General features: G+C 36.2%; 20 protein-coding genes. 4 read left to right on the forward strand and 16 right to left on the reverse strand.

Annotation, left to right across the window (positions count from 1 at the left end):
• Positions 1 to 25: 25 nt before the first annotated feature.
• From DW721_RS08675 to DW721_RS08690, 4 genes are all read right to left on the reverse strand, one after another.
• Entirely contained in the window at positions 26 to 2,629 is a 2,604-nt protein-coding gene (locus DW721_RS08675) for a hypothetical protein (protein WP_118745502.1), read from the reverse strand.
• Between the two features lie 7 nt (positions 2,630 to 2,636).
• A complete protein-coding gene (locus tag DW721_RS08680; protein ID WP_118745503.1) occupies positions 2,637 to 3,854 on the reverse strand; it encodes a HAMP domain-containing sensor histidine kinase in 1,218 nt (405 codons plus the stop codon).
• The gene (locus tag DW721_RS08685) at positions 3,844 to 4,539 is read right to left on the reverse strand and encodes a response regulator transcription factor (RefSeq protein WP_022014904.1); all 696 of its coding nucleotides are present in this window, start codon (positions 4,537 to 4,539) and stop codon (positions 3,844 to 3,846) included. The genes DW721_RS08680 and DW721_RS08685 overlap by 11 nt, the downstream gene beginning before the upstream one ends.
• A 533-nt stretch (positions 4,540 to 5,072) precedes the next feature.
• Positions 5,073 to 6,518 carry a citrate/2-methylcitrate synthase gene (locus DW721_RS08690; protein WP_118499041.1) on the reverse strand — a complete coding sequence of 482 codons (1,446 nt, stop codon included), beginning with the start codon at positions 6,516 to 6,518 and terminating at the stop codon, positions 5,073 to 5,075.
• A 361-nt stretch (positions 6,519 to 6,879) separates the two neighbouring features.
• On the opposite strand from DW721_RS08690, the gene epsC reads away from it, so the two are divergent.
• Entirely contained in the window at positions 6,880 to 7,800 is a 921-nt protein-coding gene (gene epsC / locus DW721_RS08695; RefSeq protein WP_118745504.1) for a serine O-acetyltransferase EpsC, read from the forward strand.
• 37 nt (positions 7,801 to 7,837) lie between these two features.
• Complete coding sequence (locus tag DW721_RS08700; protein ID WP_118745505.1) at positions 7,838 to 8,260, forward strand: hypothetical protein; 423 nt, start codon at positions 7,838 to 7,840, stop codon at positions 8,258 to 8,260.
• Positions 8,261 to 8,333: 73 nt separating this feature from the next.
• Here DW721_RS08700 and DW721_RS08705 read toward each other — a convergent pair whose 3' ends face one another.
• The 11 genes from DW721_RS08705 to DW721_RS08755 all read right to left on the reverse strand — a co-directional run bounded on the left by DW721_RS08705 (position 8,334) and on the right by DW721_RS08755 (position 17,519).
• On the reverse strand, positions 8,334 to 9,263 hold the full coding sequence (locus tag DW721_RS08705; protein ID WP_118745506.1) for a GTP-binding protein: 930 nt from the start codon (positions 9,261 to 9,263) through the stop codon (positions 8,334 to 8,336).
• Positions 9,264 to 9,373: 110 nt separating this feature from the next.
• On the reverse strand, positions 9,374 to 10,060 hold the full coding sequence (locus DW721_RS08710) for a 5'-methylthioadenosine/adenosylhomocysteine nucleosidase (protein WP_022014909.1): 687 nt from the start codon (positions 10,058 to 10,060) through the stop codon (positions 9,374 to 9,376).
• Between the two features lie 25 nt (positions 10,061 to 10,085).
• Positions 10,086 to 10,547, reverse strand: coding sequence for an S-ribosylhomocysteine lyase (locus DW721_RS08715; protein ID WP_022014910.1), 462 nt, complete (start codon positions 10,545 to 10,547; stop codon positions 10,086 to 10,088).
• 343 nt (positions 10,548 to 10,890) lie between these two features.
• Positions 10,891 to 11,250, reverse strand: coding sequence for a PqqD family protein (locus DW721_RS08720; RefSeq protein WP_022014911.1), 360 nt, complete (start codon positions 11,248 to 11,250; stop codon positions 10,891 to 10,893).
• 18 nt (positions 11,251 to 11,268) lie between these two features.
• The gene (locus DW721_RS08725; protein WP_118745507.1) at positions 11,269 to 13,173 is read right to left on the reverse strand and encodes an oligopeptide transporter, OPT family; all 1,905 of its coding nucleotides are present in this window, start codon (positions 13,171 to 13,173) and stop codon (positions 11,269 to 11,271) included.
• 196 nt (positions 13,174 to 13,369) lie between these two features.
• On the reverse strand, positions 13,370 to 13,864 hold the full coding sequence (locus DW721_RS08730; protein ID WP_055944717.1) for a DNA-deoxyinosine glycosylase: 495 nt from the start codon (positions 13,862 to 13,864) through the stop codon (positions 13,370 to 13,372).
• A 44-nt stretch (positions 13,865 to 13,908) separates the two neighbouring features.
• Positions 13,909 to 15,123 (reverse strand): hypothetical protein, encoded by a 1,215-nt coding sequence (locus DW721_RS08735; RefSeq protein ID WP_118745508.1) that lies wholly within the window; start codon positions 15,121 to 15,123, stop codon positions 13,909 to 13,911.
• A 93-nt stretch (positions 15,124 to 15,216) separates the two neighbouring features.
• The gene (locus DW721_RS08740) at positions 15,217 to 15,753 is read right to left on the reverse strand and encodes a sigma-70 family RNA polymerase sigma factor (RefSeq protein WP_118745509.1); all 537 of its coding nucleotides are present in this window, start codon (positions 15,751 to 15,753) and stop codon (positions 15,217 to 15,219) included.
• 300 nt (positions 15,754 to 16,053) lie between these two features.
• Positions 16,054 to 16,788, reverse strand: a complete 735-nt coding sequence (locus DW721_RS08745; protein ID WP_022014916.1) for a peptidylprolyl isomerase — start codon at positions 16,786 to 16,788, stop codon at positions 16,054 to 16,056.
• Positions 16,789 to 16,869: 81 nt separating this feature from the next.
• Entirely contained in the window at positions 16,870 to 17,199 is a 330-nt protein-coding gene (locus DW721_RS08750) for a type II toxin-antitoxin system RelE/ParE family toxin (protein WP_118745510.1), read from the reverse strand.
• Positions 17,196 to 17,519 (reverse strand): type II toxin-antitoxin system Phd/YefM family antitoxin, encoded by a 324-nt coding sequence (locus DW721_RS08755; protein WP_055944726.1) that lies wholly within the window; start codon positions 17,517 to 17,519, stop codon positions 17,196 to 17,198. The genes DW721_RS08750 and DW721_RS08755 overlap by 4 nt, the downstream gene beginning before the upstream one ends.
• Positions 17,520 to 18,426: 907 nt before the next feature.
• Between DW721_RS08755 and DW721_RS08760 the strand changes: the two genes are divergently transcribed.
• Both DW721_RS08760 and DW721_RS08765 read left to right on the forward strand, forming a co-directional pair.
• Positions 18,427 to 19,005, forward strand: a complete 579-nt coding sequence (locus DW721_RS08760) for a sigma-70 family RNA polymerase sigma factor (protein ID WP_243020492.1) — start codon at positions 18,427 to 18,429, stop codon at positions 19,003 to 19,005.
• The gene (locus DW721_RS08765; protein WP_118745511.1) at positions 18,998 to 20,494 is read left to right on the forward strand and encodes a hypothetical protein; all 1,497 of its coding nucleotides are present in this window, start codon (positions 18,998 to 19,000) and stop codon (positions 20,492 to 20,494) included. The genes DW721_RS08760 and DW721_RS08765 overlap by 8 nt, the downstream gene beginning before the upstream one ends.
• Before the next feature lie 11 nt (positions 20,495 to 20,505).
• On the opposite strand, the gene DW721_RS08770 is transcribed toward DW721_RS08765, so the two are convergent.
• A complete protein-coding gene (locus DW721_RS08770) occupies positions 20,506 to 20,688 on the reverse strand; it encodes a hypothetical protein (RefSeq protein ID WP_118745512.1) in 183 nt (60 codons plus the stop codon).
• Positions 20,689 to 20,735 lie beyond the last annotated feature (47 nt).

Consider the following 20,735-nt stretch of genomic DNA (forward strand, 5'->3'; position numbering starts at 1 on the left):
CTCGTTTCATTTTTTGCTCATTTCATTACTTACCATTCAATATCACTGATGTCAATCCGTTTCCGCTTGTAAAATAAATCTCACTTGTTTCTTTTTCATAGTTTCCTGCAAGCTTAACTTCCGGAAGACAGAGATTTCCAAGTTCTTTTGAACTTTTATACTCGACCGAGTAATAAAGAGTGAGCGAACCGTCTGCATCAAGATAATCACTCATGTTAATTATCTTTGTTTCTTTTCCTGAGCTAAAAAGCTTTTCATATTTATTTGTTTCTTTATTTTTAATGCTGACAACACCATAAAACCCATAGTCAGCATACTTTAATTTTTTAGTTGAGAACTCTGCACCTGAACTTGTCTGCTTTGAATACACTAACTCCTTCAGCATGAAATTTTTAGGAAATCTGTATGTAACCGCAAATCGTTCCGGAGCACCCTGATACACATCATAACCGTTAGTGTATTCACTGTTATATTCAGATGCATATGTTTCAAGGTTATCTATAACATCATAACCATCAATCTTTTCGGTCATGCTGAAATTTTTACAAACACCTGTCACACCATACTTGTCATAATCAAATTTATCAGTAAAAGTTTCTTCATGTCCCTCCTGAACAAATCCGTAAAACCATGCCTGTGCATTGGAATTATCTTCAAGATATTCCTCAACAACACCAATTTTTCTCTTAAGACTTGCTGCTACGCCGCTTGAATACATTGTTCCTCCCATGACACTTTCTATCATGGCTTCATCTGAGTCACCATATTCAGACTTATTGTATGTTGATGACCTTGCAATTTTTTCTACATCTATAGTTTCATCCTTTTTTATATCACCTATATATAGAAGATTTCCCTGATAGTAGATCATACAGTTGTTTAAGTCATATCCCAGCGTATTTGTCATTTTTCCGACAAGCTGCATATCCTCCTCTGATACTTTTATGGTAATATTTCCGGAATTTTTAACTTTCTGTTTCATAACAAAATTGGCACTCTGAAATGAGGACATTTTGTTCATTATCAGTTTTGTTTTATTCTGTCCATAATCAACACCATAATCATAGTCATTTATATCTATATTTCCAATTTCTTCTTTTCCCGTATATTCATCGCTTTCTTTAGGTATAACATTACATTTTCCGGCAATATCCGCACTGAATGAATCATTTGAAACTCCGGTCACACTAAACAAGGTAGTCATATCCTTTGTTTTTGAAATCTGTCCGTCACTTAAGACTATCTGCGACAGATAATTTATGTACGGTCTTTGTATTCTCGTACTCGTTCCTACTATATAAATAATAGCTGAAAATGCAATTGCAAGAACCGGCACGGCAATCCACAGACGGCTTCTTCTTTTTCTTCTCTTAAATATTAGATAAAGTCCCGGTCCCGCGATAGTAATATATACACCAAGAATACACCCATATAAAACCATATTTGGCAGAACATCATTTTCATTTATTTTTAATGCTTCATCAAGAAATGAATAACCTGCTTCTTCCGGTGAAACAATTTCATTTTGAAGAAGCATCTTTTTCTTTGTTCCTTCACTTAGATTTTCCTCTATTGTGGTCATAACAGCCTTACCATAACTATTCCAAAGACTTTTTTTCAGATTAAATGAAAATTCAGCTACGATTATACTTCCTTCACCGTATTTCTTGGACACCATAAGTTTGTTATCGTTGTCTTTAATCAGAACATCATCCTCCTTTAGATTAAGTTCCACAATATCCATTTCTATCTGAGAGGGCACCGAACTTTCAAAACTAAATTTCATCGCCGAATTGTTATCTTCATTCCATCCAAAATCAGTAACTATGCGTTTTGTCCTGCCTATATATCCCCTAAGCAGTGTACTGTGAAGTTTTTCAAACTCTTTCTGATAATTGCTACCTGTTCCAACAACAAGCGTTCCACCTTTATCAACCCAGCGTTTTAATACTTTTATATTAGCATTACTGAATTTGCCTGTATTATAATTATCTATAACGACTATATCAACTGTATCAAGAATGTCTTCCTGCTCAAAATCACTCGCATTCATCTCAAATACTTTTCCAGTAACTCCATTGTCTGACATTCCATATTTTTCTGAACTTCCCAGACAATCAGCCATATAACCGAGTTTTGCCGGTGTATCAGACAACACCCCGACATAAATTCCCGTGGTGTCCGTATCGGCATTAACGACGGTATTAGCTTTCAGACAAATCTTACCTGAACTATCACACACCGAAACTATATATTCCTGACTTTCTGAAAGTAACGGAATAGCAAACTGAACTTTCCTGCTCTCCCCTCCTTCAACGCTGAATGATTTCTGAAGCATCTTAAGACCACTGTTTTTTCCCGTCTTATATGTTATTCTGAATTTGCCCGAAAAAAATGTTCTTTCATTGTTTATAACAGCACATACTTTCATACGCTTTCCGTATTTTGTATTGCCTTTATATCCAAAAGAAATCTGTGCAGAAAGCTGCTTAGAACTTATTTCCATAGCTCCGTTTTTTAATCTGACCGTATCTGCTGCCTTCGCTCTGTATATACAAGGATTTAAAAATATCAGCATTATTATAATGATAATTATCCCTAATCCCGATAATTTATATTTTGATTTCATTTTTTACCTACTCTGTAATATTCACTAATCTCTCTTTATCTTTTTCTGTTTTTTCTAAAGGAAGTGCTATTGTAAAAATAGTTCCATCAATATCACTTTCAACTTTAATCATCCCACCATGCAATACTACTATCTGTCTTGCAATATTTAGACCAAGTCCCGTACCTCCGGTCTGCATTGAACGCGAATCCTCCACCCTGTAAAATCTTTCAAATATGCGTTCAAGACTTTCTTTGGGTATAATAAGTCCAAAATTGGTCACTCGTACCTGAATTTCTTTTTCAAACTTTTCAACTTCGACGAATACTCTTTTCCCATCCTTACCATACTTTATTGCATTGCTTATAAGATTTTGCACGGCTCTTGCCATAAGTTCTCCGTCGGCATTGATAATGCAGCTTGAAACATTCTGTGAAAGCTCATACTCAAGATTATTTTCACAAAACTGAGGATAAAATTCCTCAACCATCTGTTCTACAAGCTTGACTATGTCAATCTCACTTTTATGAAGTGTTATCTCTCCACTCATAAGTTTAGTGTAGCTGAACAGTTCCTCTATAAGTCCCTGAAGCCTGTTAGCCTTGCGCATAGCTATCTCGGCATATTTATGTCTTTCCTGTTCACTGAACTTTTCCATGTCTGCCGCTAACTGAAGATAACCTATAACAGATGTAAGAGGGGTACGCAGATCATGTGCAACACAGGTTATCATATCTTTGTTTGCCTGAAGTACATCTCTCTCTGACCTCATAAGAGTGTCTATTTTTTCAGACATCCTGTTTACCTGAATAGCAATCTCTCCTATCTCGTCCTGTCTCCTCACCTCTATTTTTTCTGCTCCCTCCGAAAATGCCATATGGGCTATACTTCCCGATATATACCCTATATCAGCCGTTAGATTTTTTGTTATGAGCATAAAATACATTACAAAAAACAAGAATAGGAAAAACAATATAACAAACATTACAAATATAAGTGTGGTTTTATCCCATCTTCTTATAGCCTGATAAGTGAAAAAGTTTGTCTTAGGAATATGTTCCCCAGCCTTTCTTCCGACAATGTTCATATCACTCCTGCCATAACCTCTGTATGAAATACCAAGTGCCGTACTCAGTATGTAAAGTCCCACACCACACGCAAATTCAGTAATAACGGACAAAAACATACTTACTGCTACATAAAATATCAACTCAGCCCTAAGGCTTTTGAATAGACTATGCTTCAATTTTATATCCAACTCCCCAAACTGTTTTTATTATCTTACTTTTATCCGAACCCGACTCTATCTTTTCTCTGAGTCTCCTAATGTGAACCATCACCGTGTTGCTCATTTCAAAACTTTTTTCTTTCCAGACACGCTCAAAAATCTCATCTGTAGAAAAAACTTTGTTTGGATGTGAAGCCATAAGAAAAAGTATATCAAACTCAATCGGTGTAAGTTTGACCGGATTTCCATATGCTTTAACCTCATGCAGACTCTTGTCCATCCATAAATTTTCTATATTCACAACATCTGATGTTTTAGATTCTACTCCTCCGAAGCTGTGGTATCTTCTAAGCTGCGAATTGACCCTTGCTATAAGTTCACTCGTATTAAACGGTTTAGTGACATAATCATCAGCACCATTTACAAGTCCCGATACTTTATCACTCTCACTGTCTTTTGCACTCAACATAATTATTGGAATCGTGCTTGTCTGTCTTATCTTTGCACAAACCTCATTTCCATCCATTCCGGGCATCATTATGTCAAGAATAGCAAGATCAATCTCTTCTGCGTCAAATATTTCCAAAGCTTCTTTCCCATTATACGCTTTATAAACCTGATAGCCCTCACCCTTTAAATGTATTTCTACCAGGTCCGCTATTTCCTTGTCATCATCGACCATTAAAATCTTTCCCTCTGCCATATCAGCCTCCTCTCCGGACAGTACAAAATGCACATTTTATCTTTCTATCCTTCTATATGTAACAGTTCAGCCTTGCATTTCTTACATTCATAAACCTGCCAGCAAGCTGTCAGTCGCTGCTTTGCAGCTTTTGCTTATTTCATTTCAGAAATGAAAGGCTATTCTACCATAAAAAGTTACTTAACAATACAATGAACAAGCTCATTGTATTGCCAATTACCTTTTTATGACTGAACTGTTACAATAATAACATATTGACTGTCCACAAATCTTTACTTTTTTCTTAATATTTTTATGTATATTGTAACAGGTAAATCCCCGAAAAACATAAAGCACTAAATTTTTAAGGGACTGCCGCAATACCGAAACTTCATACACGATATAGAATTGCTTCTATAATATCTGCATAAAATTTTTACTGCGACAGCCCCTTTTGTTTCTGTATCAGATTATATTTGTAAAATCACTTTCGCAATCTGATATATTTTTCTTTTTATATCACATAACTGCATTGCAAGCATTTGTTACTTTTTTTAGCAGCTCTCATCTTTCATTGTGAGCTGTAATTCTTTCATTGCCTTGGTGTCAATCTTTGGTGTTGAACGCTCTTTTAATGACTCATACACCTTTGGCACCATAATACTCTTATATGCCGGTCTTATTATCTTATCGACATTTATAAGTTCTTCCATACGGTGTGCACTCCAGCCGACAATACGCGCCATAGCAAATATAGGAGTGAACAATTCCTGTGGGATTCCAAGCATTGTATAAACAAATCCGCTGTAGAAATCGACATTTGCACTTACGCCCTTGTAGATGGCACATTCCTCACCTATGACCTCAGGTGCCATCCTCTCTATCATTGAATAAAGCTCAAATTCTTTTTTCTGATGCTTTTCATTTGCGAGCATCTCAACGAACTGCTTAAATGCTACAGCTCTAGGATCTGATATTGAATATACCGCATGACCCATACCGTAAATAAGTCCTCTCTTGTCAAATGCTTCTTTGCGGACAAGTTTTTTAAGATACGCTCTTACCTCATCCTCGTCAGTCGTATCTTTTACATTTGCCTTAAGATCCTGCATCATCTCAACAACCTTGATGTTGGCACCACCATGCTTAGGACCTTTGAGCGATGAAAGTGCTGCCGCAATAACGGAATATGTATCTGAACCGGCAGATGTCACTACCCTGGTTGTAAATGTTGAGTTGTTTCCACCACCATGCTCCATGTGAAGTACAAGCGCAAGGTCAAGAACCTTTGCTTCAACATCAGTATATTCCTTGTTTGGTCTGAGCATGCGAAGAATATTTTCTGCTGCGGAAAGTTCATCCGATGGTCTGTGAATATAAAAGCTCTCATCACACTCATAATGGTTGTATGCGTGATAGCCATATACGGCAAGCATTGGAAATACACTTATCAGCATAATACTCTGACTGAGCACATTTTCAAGCGAATTGTCCGTAACCTTATCATCATAAGAAGCAAGTGTAAGCACACTCTTTGTGAGTGAGTTCATAATATCCTTTGACGGTGCTTTCATGATTACATCTCTTACAAAGTTCGTAGGAAGACGCCTGTTCTTTGCAAGTACATCCTGAAATTCTTTAAGCTGGCTTGCTGCCGGAAGTTCTCCAAACAGCAGCAGATAAGCAGTCTCCTCAAAACCAAATCTATTATCCTGTCTGAAACCTTTTGTCAGGTCATAAATATTGTATCCTCTGTAAAAAAGCTGACCTTCACACGGAATGACCCTGTCACCGTCCATATCGGTAGCCTTAATAAGGGATATATTTGTAATACCGGACAATACTCCCTTTCCGTTTTTATCCCTGAGTCCCCTCTTTACGCCAAATTCATCGAAAAGTTTTCCATCAATGGAGTTATTTTCAATACATATTTTCTTATAACGCTTTGCATATTCTTCCATCATCTGTTCGTGACTTCCCTGAAGTATTCCATCCTGCATATACCACTCATCCTTTCCTCTTTATTTTGTCGTTATTTTTAAATTATAACTCAATTTAGTAATAACTGTCAAATTTGTCTGACATCTTTTAATAAACTTTTCATATTTATTAAATAAAAATTCTAACGCAACACATATTTAAAATAAAAATAAAATGTGCTACACAATGAATGACAGTACCAAAACTGTCATGGAAAAAGTAACAGTTCAGCCTTGCATTTCTTACATTCATCAAAGGCACACTTGAAAATATTCTTAAATACATTTATTATATTATGGATACATTTATTGTTTTATTATGAATATAAATATTTAAATTAAAAAATAAAAATCTAACTGATTTAAAGAAAGGCTGTGTATTATGTTAGAAAAAAAGACGCTTGAAAGTATCGTAAATGAAATTACTGATAATTATAACAACGAAGAATTGTTTTATTTAAAATCAGGACATTGTATGCCAAACCGTGATACTATAAAACATATCATCATGGGACTCAGACAGCTTATGTTTCCCGGATATTTCGATGATGAAAATCTAAATAAAACCGTGCCGGAGTTTTTTGTCGGTCACAATATCACAAAAATATACAACAATCTTCACTGCCAGATAAAAGCTGCTTTTATACAGCAGGCAAAAGATAATGCCAATGAAAACGAGATTGAAGAACGAACAACAGATATATGTGCAAAGTTTTTTTCATCTTTCAGTCACATACAAAATCTTTTGTTAAAAGATGTAAATGCAGCTTTTGACGGCGACCCTGCCGCAAAGACAAAAGAAGAAATAATATTCTGCTATCCGGGTCTTTTTGCAATATTTGTTTACAGATTTGCTCATGAACTTTATAAAATGAAAGTTCCTTTTATCCCACGAATAATGTCAGAATATGCCCACGACCACACTGGTATTGACATAAATCCAGGTGCAACTATCGGTGAATATTTCTTTATAGACCACGGTACAGGTGTTGTTATCGGCGAGACAACGGAGATTGGAAATAATGTAAAAATTTATCAGGGTGTTACTCTTGGTGCACTCTCAACCAGAAGCGGTCAGTTACTTAGAAATGTCAAAAGACATCCTACCATCGAGGATGATGTTACAATCTATTCAAGTGCATCTATACTCGGCGGTGAGACTGTTATCGGAAAAGGCTCTGTAATTGGCGGTAACGCTTTCATAACAGAATCAGTACCTGCCGGCACAAGAGTAAGTGTAAAAAATCCCGAATTAAGTTTTTCAACAAGAGGTCATCACACGGATAGTGAACTTCCACGATAGAGCTAATATAAAAAACAATAGAAAAATGAGGTTTTATATGAAAAAAAATTTAACGAAACTAATAATTGTGGCAATTTTGATTTCAACACTCAATCCCATTGCAAACACTTCACAGGCAAAAGCCAAAACCAAAAAAATCATATGTCTTTCTCTAAAAGGCAATACGCTTACATATGCAGATGCCGTCTGGACATATGAACTTGGAATTGAAGATGAAAACATTGTAGGCAGACCCAAAAAGCATACTATGAAACTTGCATCAAAAGTTTCATACTCTCTTTTAAATGCTGACAAGATGAAAAATTACAAAGTCAATAAAAAACGCTTTGTAAAAGCAATAAAAAGTGCAGGACCTGAACTTGCAAAAGATCACAAAATAAAATATTACTGGGGCATGGCTGCAAAAGTAACGCTAACCGGAAATAAAATCACAAAAATCCAGCAGTTGTATCAGGACTAAAGATAGAATAACACTAATCTAAAAAGATGAGAGTTTTCACTACAAACTCTCATCTTTTTAAATGTTAGCAAAACTACTTCCAATACTTATCAATTTCATCCTGTACTAAATCTTCACCGATTACGATAAATATTTCCTGTCCTTCTTTTATCGGCTTTATAACCGTTTCTTTTTTAGTGGCATTAAGTTCTATCCAGCCATCTTCATCAGACATAAAACCTTTAATTCTGAATACATTTCCACATTTTTCGTCAGAAAAAGTTTTATTTACACAATCTTTAAGCTGATTAACAGTCATATGTTTATTCATATAGTAAAGTGATGAAAATTCCACATCGTCTGCATTATATCTTTTTTCTATGCCCGCACCGACATACTCACAATTTTCAATCTTTTTATAATCATCTTCATTAAACTCATCCCACGGCTTTGCCATGACTACACTGTCAATCTTTCTGGTACAGTGAAATTCCTCAAGACTTTTATTTATATATGCAGTGACCTCCTGTATCTGTCCACCATCTACACCGTCTGTCTTGCTAAAAAGTATCTTTCCCGCATTAGCCGCCTCTGACGCCAGGATATATCTTGAACGCTCCGACAGGTCAAGTTCGAGGTGTGCATCAACTACCGTTATGACATTTCCTATCTGATACCATCTTTCCAGTGGATCTTCGTGCAGAGTATCAAAAAATTCGTCCATGTCAAACACACCTGACGGCTCGACCAAAACCCTGTCAAATCCCTGCATCCCCATGGCAATAAGTTTAGTCTTAAATCGCCTTCTGTGGCAGTCCGCATCACAGCCGCCCGCCACCATCTCAAGGTCACAGCTTTCACCTAGAATATCCTGCAAAAGCATCGCATCTACATTGACAGCACCGTAATCATTTTCAAGAATTCCTATCTTTAACCCTTTATCCGTGAGATATTTCACATATTTTCTGATAAAAGTTGTCTTACCTGAGCCAAGAAACCCCGTAATCAAATCTATCTTAATCATATTGCTCTCCCTTTTACACCGCAGCTTAAATTTATTAAACCGGTTATGAAGCTGCTTTTAATATCATTTAGATATATTAATAAACTACTCACAACCGGTTCACTTTTTAATTATGCGATTTTTTTAATAAAATCAACAACTATCTCAATACCTATCTGGGCTGCTTTTTCAGCAAATGTGGCATAATCCATTGCACCGCCCTCACCATCTGAAATTGTGCGAAGAATTGCAAACGGAACTTTATTTACATAGCACACATGACCGATACTTCCGCCCTCCATCTCTGCCGCTATCGCATTGAAACGCTCATGAAGTTTGTCTTTCTGATGCTTATCGTGCATAAACATATCACCCGTGGCGATAGTTCCGACCCTATACTTTCTCTCTTTTTCGTCAAGACACTCTTTTAATGTAGCCATCATCTTTTTATCACATGGAAGATAAATCTCATTTATTCCAGATAAAAGACCTATCGGATCACCGAGTGCAGATGTGTTCATATCGTGCTGTACAACCATATCCGCAACAGCTATTCCCATAACCCCAAGCTCCTTGCACAATGTTCCGGCAACACCGATATTTATAACCATATCGACATGGTATGTAAGTATCATAGCCTCCGTACAAATAGCTGCAAATACCTTTCCTACTCCGCTGACAGCGGCAACCACTTCCGTCCCACCTATAGTTCCTTTTACAAATTCTACGCCGCTTATCGACTCATACGACGGATTTTCCAATGTCTTTTTCAGATTGTCAATCTCAATCTGCATCGCTCCTATAACACCGATTATCATAATGTCCCTCTTTTCTCTGTTATTTTTACTCTGTCGGATAAGTAAACTCCATATTTGTCTGGTTTTCAAGCACCTCAAGATAAGTCCTGCACTCTTCCTTTGCAAGCTCTATATCAAGATTTTCATAATGTCCGCACTCAATCGCAGATTTTCCGAATACATCACCGTCATGCTCTATCGTCTGTTTAAGAATTTTCTTTGTAAGTTCAAAGACATCCTTTGCATCCATATCACGGACAAGAAGATAAAAACCTGTCTGGCATCCCATAGGTCCAAAATATACTATCTTGTCTGACACCTCGGAATTGCGTGCAAATGTCGCAAACATATGCTCAACTGAATGCATAACGGCATTGCTCATATAATCGCCTGCATTTGGCTTTCTCGTACGGAGATCATATGTCACAACATCTCCATCCTCCCTTGAGATATAAAATCCCGGCTCTAATACATTATGGTTAATCTGAAAACTTTTTATTCTCTGCATTATAAATACCTCCGTTTGTTATTTCTGATTAGTTACTTCTAATATGATATTATACACATTTCGCTTTAAAAATAAAGGTAAAAGCGGCTATCTACCTGTCATCTAACAGCACTCCTATCTTTTCTCCCTTTCTCATATTTATAAACAAAGCCCCTTATTTAATCAATTACATTCTAACATTGATATTCCAGCGTGTAAAGTATCGTGGATAAAAGAAAAACCGTTCCAAAAACAACCTTATTACTTCTCACACTTACAGTGCTGTCAGCAATTTTTACATTGATTTTGAAACGATTTTCTACAATTTTTTATATAATGATGTAAGTTTCAAACGACTACTACATCATTTTAATACCACAAATTTGTTCATTTCAAGTGTTGAGATAAATGTTATGACTCTTTTGAGCATATCATTCTCCTCCTCTGGAAATGCTTCGTTCATTTTCCCTACTATATCATATATGGTTCTCTCACCGTCTATGCTTTTCCATACAACTGAACCATACTCGTCAAGTTTAATATGACTGACCGCCGGTTTATGAAAAAATTTCTGTGCTATCTTTGCATAAAATCCCTTGTGCGGCATATCGACCTCTACATTGCCGTCATCGAGTTCTCTCCACTCATGTCCCTCTGATATATGTGGTATCTTATCCATATAATTTCCTGAAACAACTTTAGCTTTTGGCTTTCGCTTCCGCATTAACTTCCGCCTTTCTTTCTAAGCCTTCTTCATTTTCTTTGTGGCAGCATATAAAAGTGATGCACAAAGAAGTATAAAGAATACTACGCTTCCGCCCTGTCCAAGACTTATTCCATAATTTCCAAGATTTATCTTGTCTGCTACTCCGATTACCGTAAGTATCGCAAGAATAATACCTACAAGACCCTCACCGGCAATAAGACCTGATGAGTAAAGGATTCCCTTGCTGTCGTCCTCCTTTATTTCCTCCTCTGTCTTATTCTTACGCTTTGTAACGATAAGTTTGATAAGTCCTCCGACCATGATAGGTGTTGAAAGGTAAATAGGGAGATATAAACCAATCGCAAATGGAAGTACCGGAATACCGATAACTTCTATCATGAGTGCAAGGAATACACCGATAAATACGAGATTCCACGGAAGATTTCCCTCCATAACACCCTCTGTTACCATCTTCATAAGTGTTGCCTGAGGAGCCGGAAGCTTGTCTGTACCAAATGTCCATGCAGAATCGAGAAGCATAAGAACTCCTGCGATTGCAAGACCTGCACATACAGCACCGATAAGCTCACCTATCTGCTGACGATAAGGTGTAGCACCTACGATATAGCCTGTCTTAAGATCCTGTGAAGTATCACCTGCCATAGCAGCGATTATACAGATAACCGTACCTATACAGATAGCCATTGTCATACCCTGGATACCTGTTTTTCCTGTTGCCTTAAGAATCATTGTTGCAATAAGAAGTGTTGCAATAGCCATTCCTGATACAGGGTTGTTAGATGAACCTACAAGTCCTACCATTCTTGATGATACTGTTGCGAAGAAGAAACCAAAAATGATAATGATGATTGCAGCGATAATGCTGATAGGTACTGATGGAATCAATACAAGTGCAAGTGCAACTAAAACGACAACAACCATTGCCCATTTGATTGAAAGATCTTTTTCTGTACGAAGATCTCCACCCTTATGTCCCAGACCACCAAGAGCTTTCTTGAATGTTCTGATAATAAGAGGCAATGACTTGATAAGGCTTAAGATACCACCACAGGCAACTGCACCTGCACCGATGTATCTTACATAATTACTCCAAAGCTCTGCCGGTGCCATATCTGCTATAGCTTTTGTAGCAGGGAATAATATAGCACTGTCTCCACCCAATGCACCAATAGTATGCATAAGAGGCATGATTACGAACCATCCTACAATAGCTCCGCCAAACATATATGAAGCAACTCTTGAACCACAGATGTAACCTACACCAATGAGAGCAGGCAGTACATCAAGTCCGAATGCTGATCCCTTATAAACTGAAATATCCCAGCTTATCTCTGACGGGAATAAGATAAGTCCATCTGTTACAAACTTATAAAGTGCTGAGATACCAAGACCTGAGAATACAAGTTTTGATTTGCTTCCGCCTTCTTCACCTGCAAGAAGAACCTCTGCACAGGCTGTTCCCTCAGGGAATGGAAGATTTCCATGCTCCTCAACGATAAGTGCCGTACGGAGCGGAATCATAAATAAAGTTCCGATAACACCACCTGCGACAGCGAGAGCTGCGATAGTGAAGAACGAAGGCATCTGGATAGATGAATCTTCTCTTGCCCACATATAAAGTGCAGGAAGTGTAAAAATTGCACCTGCGGCTAACGATTCACCCGCTGAACCGATAGTCTGAACCATGTTATTTTCAAGAATTGAATCTTTCTTTAAAATAAAACGAATGACACCCATTGAAATAACTGCTGCCGGTATAGATGCCGAAACTGTCATACCTACTCTAAGTCCGAGATAAGCATTTGCAGCTCCAAATACTACAGCAAGAATAATACCGAGAATAAGTGCTGTCGGTGTAAATTCTGGCATGACCTTGTCCGCGGGGATAAACGGCTTAAAGTCATTTTTTTCTTTGCTCATAAAAAGTCTCCTTTTCCTTTTGTATAATTAAACTAAAAATGTTACATGACTGTTGCAACAATAACATATTATATATATATGACCTCCCAGCATCATATACACAAAATATATTATAAGTACAGCCATTATATAATTATATTATAGACCAGAACTATTTACAATAGTAATTTTATCTTTTGATGTAAAAATTATACATTTAAATCCACATTTGCCAACACTCTAAAAGCCTTTCTAAACTGTAAGCCGCATTTGCAGGACTTGTAGATGGAAGTTTTATTATCTCTCTTCCGGTTTTACCATACTGGTATTTCATATAAAGTTCGTATGCCTTGCCGCCATTTGCATATATCCTGTCAATGTCAGCATTGTCTAAAATAACCGACAGGTCAACGGGCACAACATTTTTTATCGAACTGTCACTCGAACCTATAATATCACACTCAGAGATAACATCCCACACGGCTATATGATTTCTGAGCAACATCTGTTTTTTCTCCTCAATAGTCTGCGGGACAATGTCCTCATCACATAACGCCGCAATAAGTTTCCAAAACCTGTTCTGCGGATGCCCGTAATAAAAATTGTTCTCCCTTGACTTTACCGATGGAAGTGTCCCCAAAACCAGTATTTTTGAATTTTTATCAAAAACAGGCTCGAATTCATGTTTTATATGTGTGTACTCACTATTCATCTTTCATTATCTCCCTATCTTTCAAATATTTTCTCATAAAAATTTCAGATTGTGAAACTATTATAGTTCTTTTTTATAATCTTTTTAAGTGCCGCCGCATTTTCATCCGAAAGTTTCAAATATACTCCGGCTTTATGTTCAGGCTCAATATAAACATCAATGTTATTTTCGTCAAGTATTATTCCAAATACGCAAAGCTCACCCGCATTATTTTCAACCGCCAGATAATAGCACTTATCAGGATTCTCTTTTGCCGTCATTACAAACTTCTGCTTATACATATCTCTGAGTTCAAAATAATTTCCTTTTGTAAGAAGTTTATAAAACTCATTTCCTGATTTTTCATCCGCCCAAACGGCAAGTCTCTTATCAGGATTTTCTTTAGATTTTGCCTTAAATCTTTCAAGCATTATCTCACGAATTGCACTTCCGTCTTTTATGTCCATAATCTCCTTAAAATATTCCTCCGGAGAAATCCCACTCTTTGCACCTGATTTTTTTCTGTCTTTTATACTATGTTCTTTCAGACTTTCAATTCCAACACATTTTCCGATATACATCGCATCTGACCTGTCTTTATATAAAATAAACTTTCTACTGTTACGCCCACCTATAAAATATATACTTCCAACTGAATACTTGCTGCCCTTTGGAGCATTTCCCAAAAACGGCGTCAGCTTCTTAGTCTTATCCGCTTTTTTCAGTTCAATTCCCTTTTGTGTAATCTTTTTTTCTTCATCCTCATTCAGTTGATAAAGACTGTAAAGATAACCATTTTCCGAATAACTCTTTGTATCAACACAGACCGCAGTATTCTGCTGATTATAATAATGCCACTGCTGTTCTTCTTTTGTATTAATGCCGAGGTCTGCATCGTCATCACCCATCATTATATAATCCTGACGCAGAGCATAACGCTCCCTTGCGGTACTGCACACACTCTCAAGCACACTTGTCTCACCTGTCTGCTTTTGGCTTCCCATGTATATATAACCTATTGCAAGCCCTGCTATCAATACAAAACATACGACCGCAATACATATAATATGTGCCTTTGAGCGTGGATTTTTTATCGGCAGCCTGCTAATGACAGAATATATCTTATCTTCAAAAATCTTATCATCATTATATTCAAAATCAAAATCTCTCATGGAATTTTCCAAATCCTTCTCACTATAAATCTTAAAAGCTTTTCTTATAATCTCATCACTGCCTTTAAATCTATTTTTTTCAATAACACTTCTTATGCTACTACTCATAACGCTCACTCCTTTCTTCCTATTCAGAAAATTGCGAAACTATCATAAACTTTAATTAAATTGTATAAATATAACAAATAGTTAGTTTCACAATCACCAAAGACTTTTTAACAGCTTCTTTCTTCCACGGTTTATCTTCGACCGCACCGTATTATATGGAATTTCCAGTAAATCCGAGATTTCTCTCGTACTCATCTCATTTAAATAAAACAGCGACAAAACTTCACGGTAAGTAAAGTCAAGTTTATTTATCTCTTCCACAACTCTTTTTAACTCCATCGAGACAAGTATCTCATTTTCTATGTCAACATTCCCTGCCTGCTCTGTTATGTCCTCAATATTTATATTCGACTGTCTGCTTCTCTTGTTTTTTCTGTATATGTCAATGGCACAATGGCTTATGACCGTATATACAAAAGCTGCTGTTTTTGCTTCATCGTCAAAGTCTATGCAATCTGTATGTCTTGATATTGCTATTATGCTGTTTTGCACAGCGTCCTCAGCATCCTCACGCTGGTTTAAAATCTGCATTGCCCTGTAATACATTCTGCTGCCGTATAACTCATACACTTTTTCAAGTTTTTGTCTCTGTTCTTCTTCCCATTTTTTTGCTTTGGTGCCGTTTGACATTTTTTTCACCTCCCCAGTGTACTATGTACTTTTTATTTCTAATATTTATAACGGCACGGATATAAAATTTGATGCAGAAATAAGTATAAAATTTATATCTGTATGCAACATTCCTGCCATAAAAAGAGATTTAACAATACAATGAATAAACTTCAATATTGCCAATTACCTTTTTATAACTGAACTGTAACATTAAAAAATGCAAATTTCATTTTATGGCTTTATCAAAGACAATTTTTCTTCAAAGCCCTATGAAATTTGCATTTTATTGTGTGTTGTAAGGATTATTTTTTATTTTTTCTATTTGCAGTATTTCTCTCTGAGTTCTTTAAGTTTACTCTGGTATGTTTCCTGCTGTTTTTTGTTTACAAGATAACCTTTTACCTGCTCTGCTATACTGTCGTACTCAGGTACTTCGCCCTCGTTTTTGTCATCGACCCAGATAAGATGGTATCCGAACTGTGTTTTTACAGGACCTATTACTTTGTTTAGTTCCCCGTCAAATACGGCATTTTCAAATTCTTTTACCATCTGGCCTCTGCCAAATGTTCCAAGACTTCCGCCTTTCTGTGCTGATGGGCAGGTAGAATACTCTTTTGCCGCATCTTCAAAACTTTTTGCTCCTGATTCGATTTCTTCTTTTATCTGATTTGCCTTGTCCTCATTGTCTACGAGTACATGTTTTGCCGTTGCAGATGCTTTTGATGCAAATTCTTTTGAGTGACCTAAGAAATACTCTTTTGCTTCTGCATCTGTTACAGAAATGTCTTTTAAAAGGTCTGCCATAGCTATCTGGCTTAATATATCTCTCTTTGCCATAACCATTGATGTTTTAAACATCTCTGTCTCGTCTTTCTTTTCTTCCTCCCCGTACATTGCAAAAAGGCAGATTTCTTCTAATCTTTCCTCGCACTGCTTACGGAACTCAGGCATACTTCTATACATCTGCTGTTCCTGCGGCATACCTGAAATAAATGTGTCGATATCGACATCTGTTATCGTGTAATTTCCAATTTTAGTATTTGTTTCTGACATCTTTATCCTCCGATTTTTTGACAAATGATAGTCACTATTATGAGGGAATACAACAAAAGTTGCAAGTGTTTTTGCTCTTTTTTATAAACCATGCTTATTTCTTCTTTTTGCTGCTTCTCTATAAACCTGTTCATCAGTTCTTGCAGAAACAACAATAATCTTCATTACTCCATCCACACGCTCAATCTTATAAACAACTCTTATGCCTAAGTTTCTAAATTTTATTTTCATTAAATTAGTAAGATTTGTACCACTTTTATTACCTAAAGGCTTTCCATATCCGCCCTCCTCAGCAGGCAATGGATTTTTGCTTACTTTTGAAATGCCTTTTAATACTTGTATTTGAGCCGAATGGTCGAGTTTCTTCATATCATTTTCCGCTTCTTCTAAAAACTCAATATTCCATGTCATTCTATATCTACATCCTCCGCATCCAAAAGTTCATCTTCACTTATCCCAAGCTCATTCATTACAGTATCAAGTGAAACCGTTTTATTATTCCCATCAGCCTCCAAACGCCTGTTAGCTTCCAATAAAAGATAATAATCTTCTTCTATTTCAGTTAATCTTGTATATTCCTCAGGTGATAATATAATCGCCGATGGCTGATTATTTTTTAAAACTATCAATTCATTTTCAGAATGTAATCTGTCAAATATCTTAGCCGCCTGACCTTTATTAAACTGCGAAATAGGAACAAGACTTTGTAATATATCTGCTGCAATAGCCATAATAACCCTCATTTCTGCACACATTTTTTGCATAGTATCAAATATAATATATTTTCCACTTAAGATTTGTGCCAAGTGTGCAAAACACAAATCCGTTACTTTATTTTACTTATATTATATTCAGATTCGCTGCAAAAATCAATAAATATTACTTTTAATTTTCTATTATATTGTAACAGTTCAGCCCAAAAAAGATAAGTCAATAATACATGAGCTTGCTCAATGTATTATTGACTTGTTTTTTGGGGCTGAATAGCCTTTCATTTATGAAATGAAGTAAACACAAGCTGCATAGCAGCGACTGACAGCTTGCTGGCAGGTTTACGAATGTAATAAATGAGAGGCTGAACTGTTACATTATATTTTCATATATATTTAACATCTCATTTTAATATGCAAATTTTCAAATAATTACAAAACTATCATAATCCTTGATTAAATTGTGCAACTAACACAACATACAGTCAATTTATCAATTATCTATACAAACTTTTACAGATATTTTCAACTTTACCCTGTGAGATTTTCCCATAAAACCGTAGATTATAAATGACAGATAAAATACTTACCTGAATTTCTCTAAGTATCCAATGTCTGTCATAAAGAAATGACGTCTTTTCTAACAAATAGTCGCTTGCGACTCTTTGGCATTTGAGCGGAATGCGTAGCATTTACTTCTTTTCCGCGAAATGTGCATTCTCACGGAGTGTTTTTTGTGTTATAAAAAACATACTGCCGTTATAATACAACAGAATGTTTTTTCACATTTGATTATGCAGGGGATAAAATCAGATAACGATGCAGCGATATGCGGCATCAATTTTAAGCAAAATCCCTTTGAGCATGGCATTATTTTATGCTGCAATAATAACTATGTGCCGATTACGGCACAGAAACGAGGTTTACAATGCAAAACAAAAACAATGATATTTCCGATAAGGAAATAATATCATTATTTAACGAACGTTCCGAACAGGCAATAAGCAAGACAAGTGATAAATACAAAAATCTCTGCTTTAAGATTGCAAATAATATACTAAACGACAAACGGGACAGTGAGGAGTGTGTTTCTGATACATGGCTGGCTCTCTGGAACAATATTCCGCCCAAGTCACCAAATCCCCTTAAAGCCTACATATGCCGTATTGTCAAAAATCTTTCTCTTAAACGCTACGAATACAATTCGGCAGGCAAGAGAAAAAGCGAATATGAGGTGTCACTTGACGAACTCAACGATTGTCTGGACAAAAATAATGATACTTTAAAACAGATAGAACAAAAACAGCTCATTGAAACCATAAATGTATTTTTGAAAAAGCTGCCAAAAGAAAAACGCATCTTATTTATAAGACGATACTGGTTTATGGAGTCTGTTAAACAACTCGCAAAAGATTATGGAATATCTGAAACAGGAATTTCCATGCGGCTTTCAAGAATACGCAGCGAACTTAAATCTCATTTGATAAAGGAGGGTTATTATGACTGATAAAGATTTATTTAATGCGATAAATGAATGCGATGACAGTTTTATTGAAGAAACGATAAATGACTGTGATAAAAAATTTATTGAAAAAACGGCAAATAAATATGATGAAAAATTTACCGAAGAAACAACAAATGAACAGACCAATAATTTTAATAATAAACAAAAAGAAATAAATGGTTCGGCAATAACACCGGGAAAAAATTTCCGCAGAAATGAAAAATCTGATAAACCAAACAACAGACCGTCATTTATAAAAAGATGCCTGCCATTCACAGGACTCCCACTTATAAATGCCGCCGCCATCCTTATACTCGTGCTTGCTGTCGGATTTGGTGCTGCTGCCGCAACATCCGGCAAATTTCACAACTGGATTTTTACGGCATTTTCAAAACAAGACATACAAAAAGCCGAGCTTAACACTTCTGCACCCGACAAAATTTCTTCTGATAACGGACAGAGTACGGCTTCAAATCCTGACAATAACATAGACATAAAAGCCGACAAAAATAACCATCTGTCTCTTGGCAAAAATATCGACCTTGTCGGAGATAAAGAAAGTTTCATATACAAATATCACAAAAATGGCGATGACGAGATAGTAGACGAGGTATATTCCATTCAGGATAACGGTCTGTCAAAACTTGCGATAAAAACATTTTCAGGTACTTATTATGGTAGCAGCTTTTCTTTTGATTATTCTGTTATAAATAAAGAGATATTTGCATTTAACCAGACCGGAACTTTAGACAGCGTAGACTCTGTCATAGACGGCGATACTATTTATGCCCATTTTTCAAAAGTCAAAGGTGATACTATACTAAAAAGCAGTGTCGCAAAGCTGAACCTTAAAACAGGAATAATAGACAAATTTACTGACGACACCAAAATATGCAACTCAAAAATGTCTCCAAACGGAAAAATGATATTGTTTAATTACCGTACTGAGGGATACTGGACCGCCTTAGATACATCGACAGGCAAAGAGAGAAAAATCCCCGGCATAGACGGATATAACCACACAAACGAAATAAAATTTATTGACGATTACCATGTACTGTCACTCTTAGTAATTTCCACGGGAAATAATGCAAAGACATACAGTGAGCAGATTTGCACAAACCTTATAGACCTCACAACCGGAAAGACTCTGCACACTTACAAGGATTACGGAGAGATAAATGTTTTATGGAATTATAAATACAATGAAAAAAATAAATCATTGAAAGTTTACAATATAACAAATAAAAGCAGTTTCACAATTCCTGATATGAAATCAGAGGATATAGCTGCTGCAAACGGAAACTATGTACTTTTCGGTGACCTCGAGGAGCCTGACACATTCTGTCTATGCAACCTTGACACACATAAATATATCAAGTTTACGATACCAAAAGAACTTCGTTCAGATATAGAAATGTACCTCTCCGCCGTTAAAAGCAAAATGCTCATAACCGACGGAAAGGATGCCTATCTTGTGCAGTGTCCGTAAACTCATATCTACTAATTTCTTTCCTGTGCAAGATACTTTGACTCTTTTCCTGTCATATGCTCTATCTCTATACATATGACACACAATGCCTGTAGCTCAGAATCTATCTCCTTTTGCATTTCTTCTTCAAATCCGGGGCGGTACTTCTGGGCTATAAGTTTTGTAAGTCCTTTTATTTTGTGGTTAAATTTCAATACTATCTTAGCATAAATTTTAATAAATTGTTTTATTTATGTCTAAA

The sequence above is a fragment of the Clostridium sp. AM27-31LB genome (assembly GCF_003480745.1).
Classification (GTDB): Bacteria; Bacillota; Clostridia; order Lachnospirales; family Lachnospiraceae; genus Butyribacter; species Butyribacter intestini.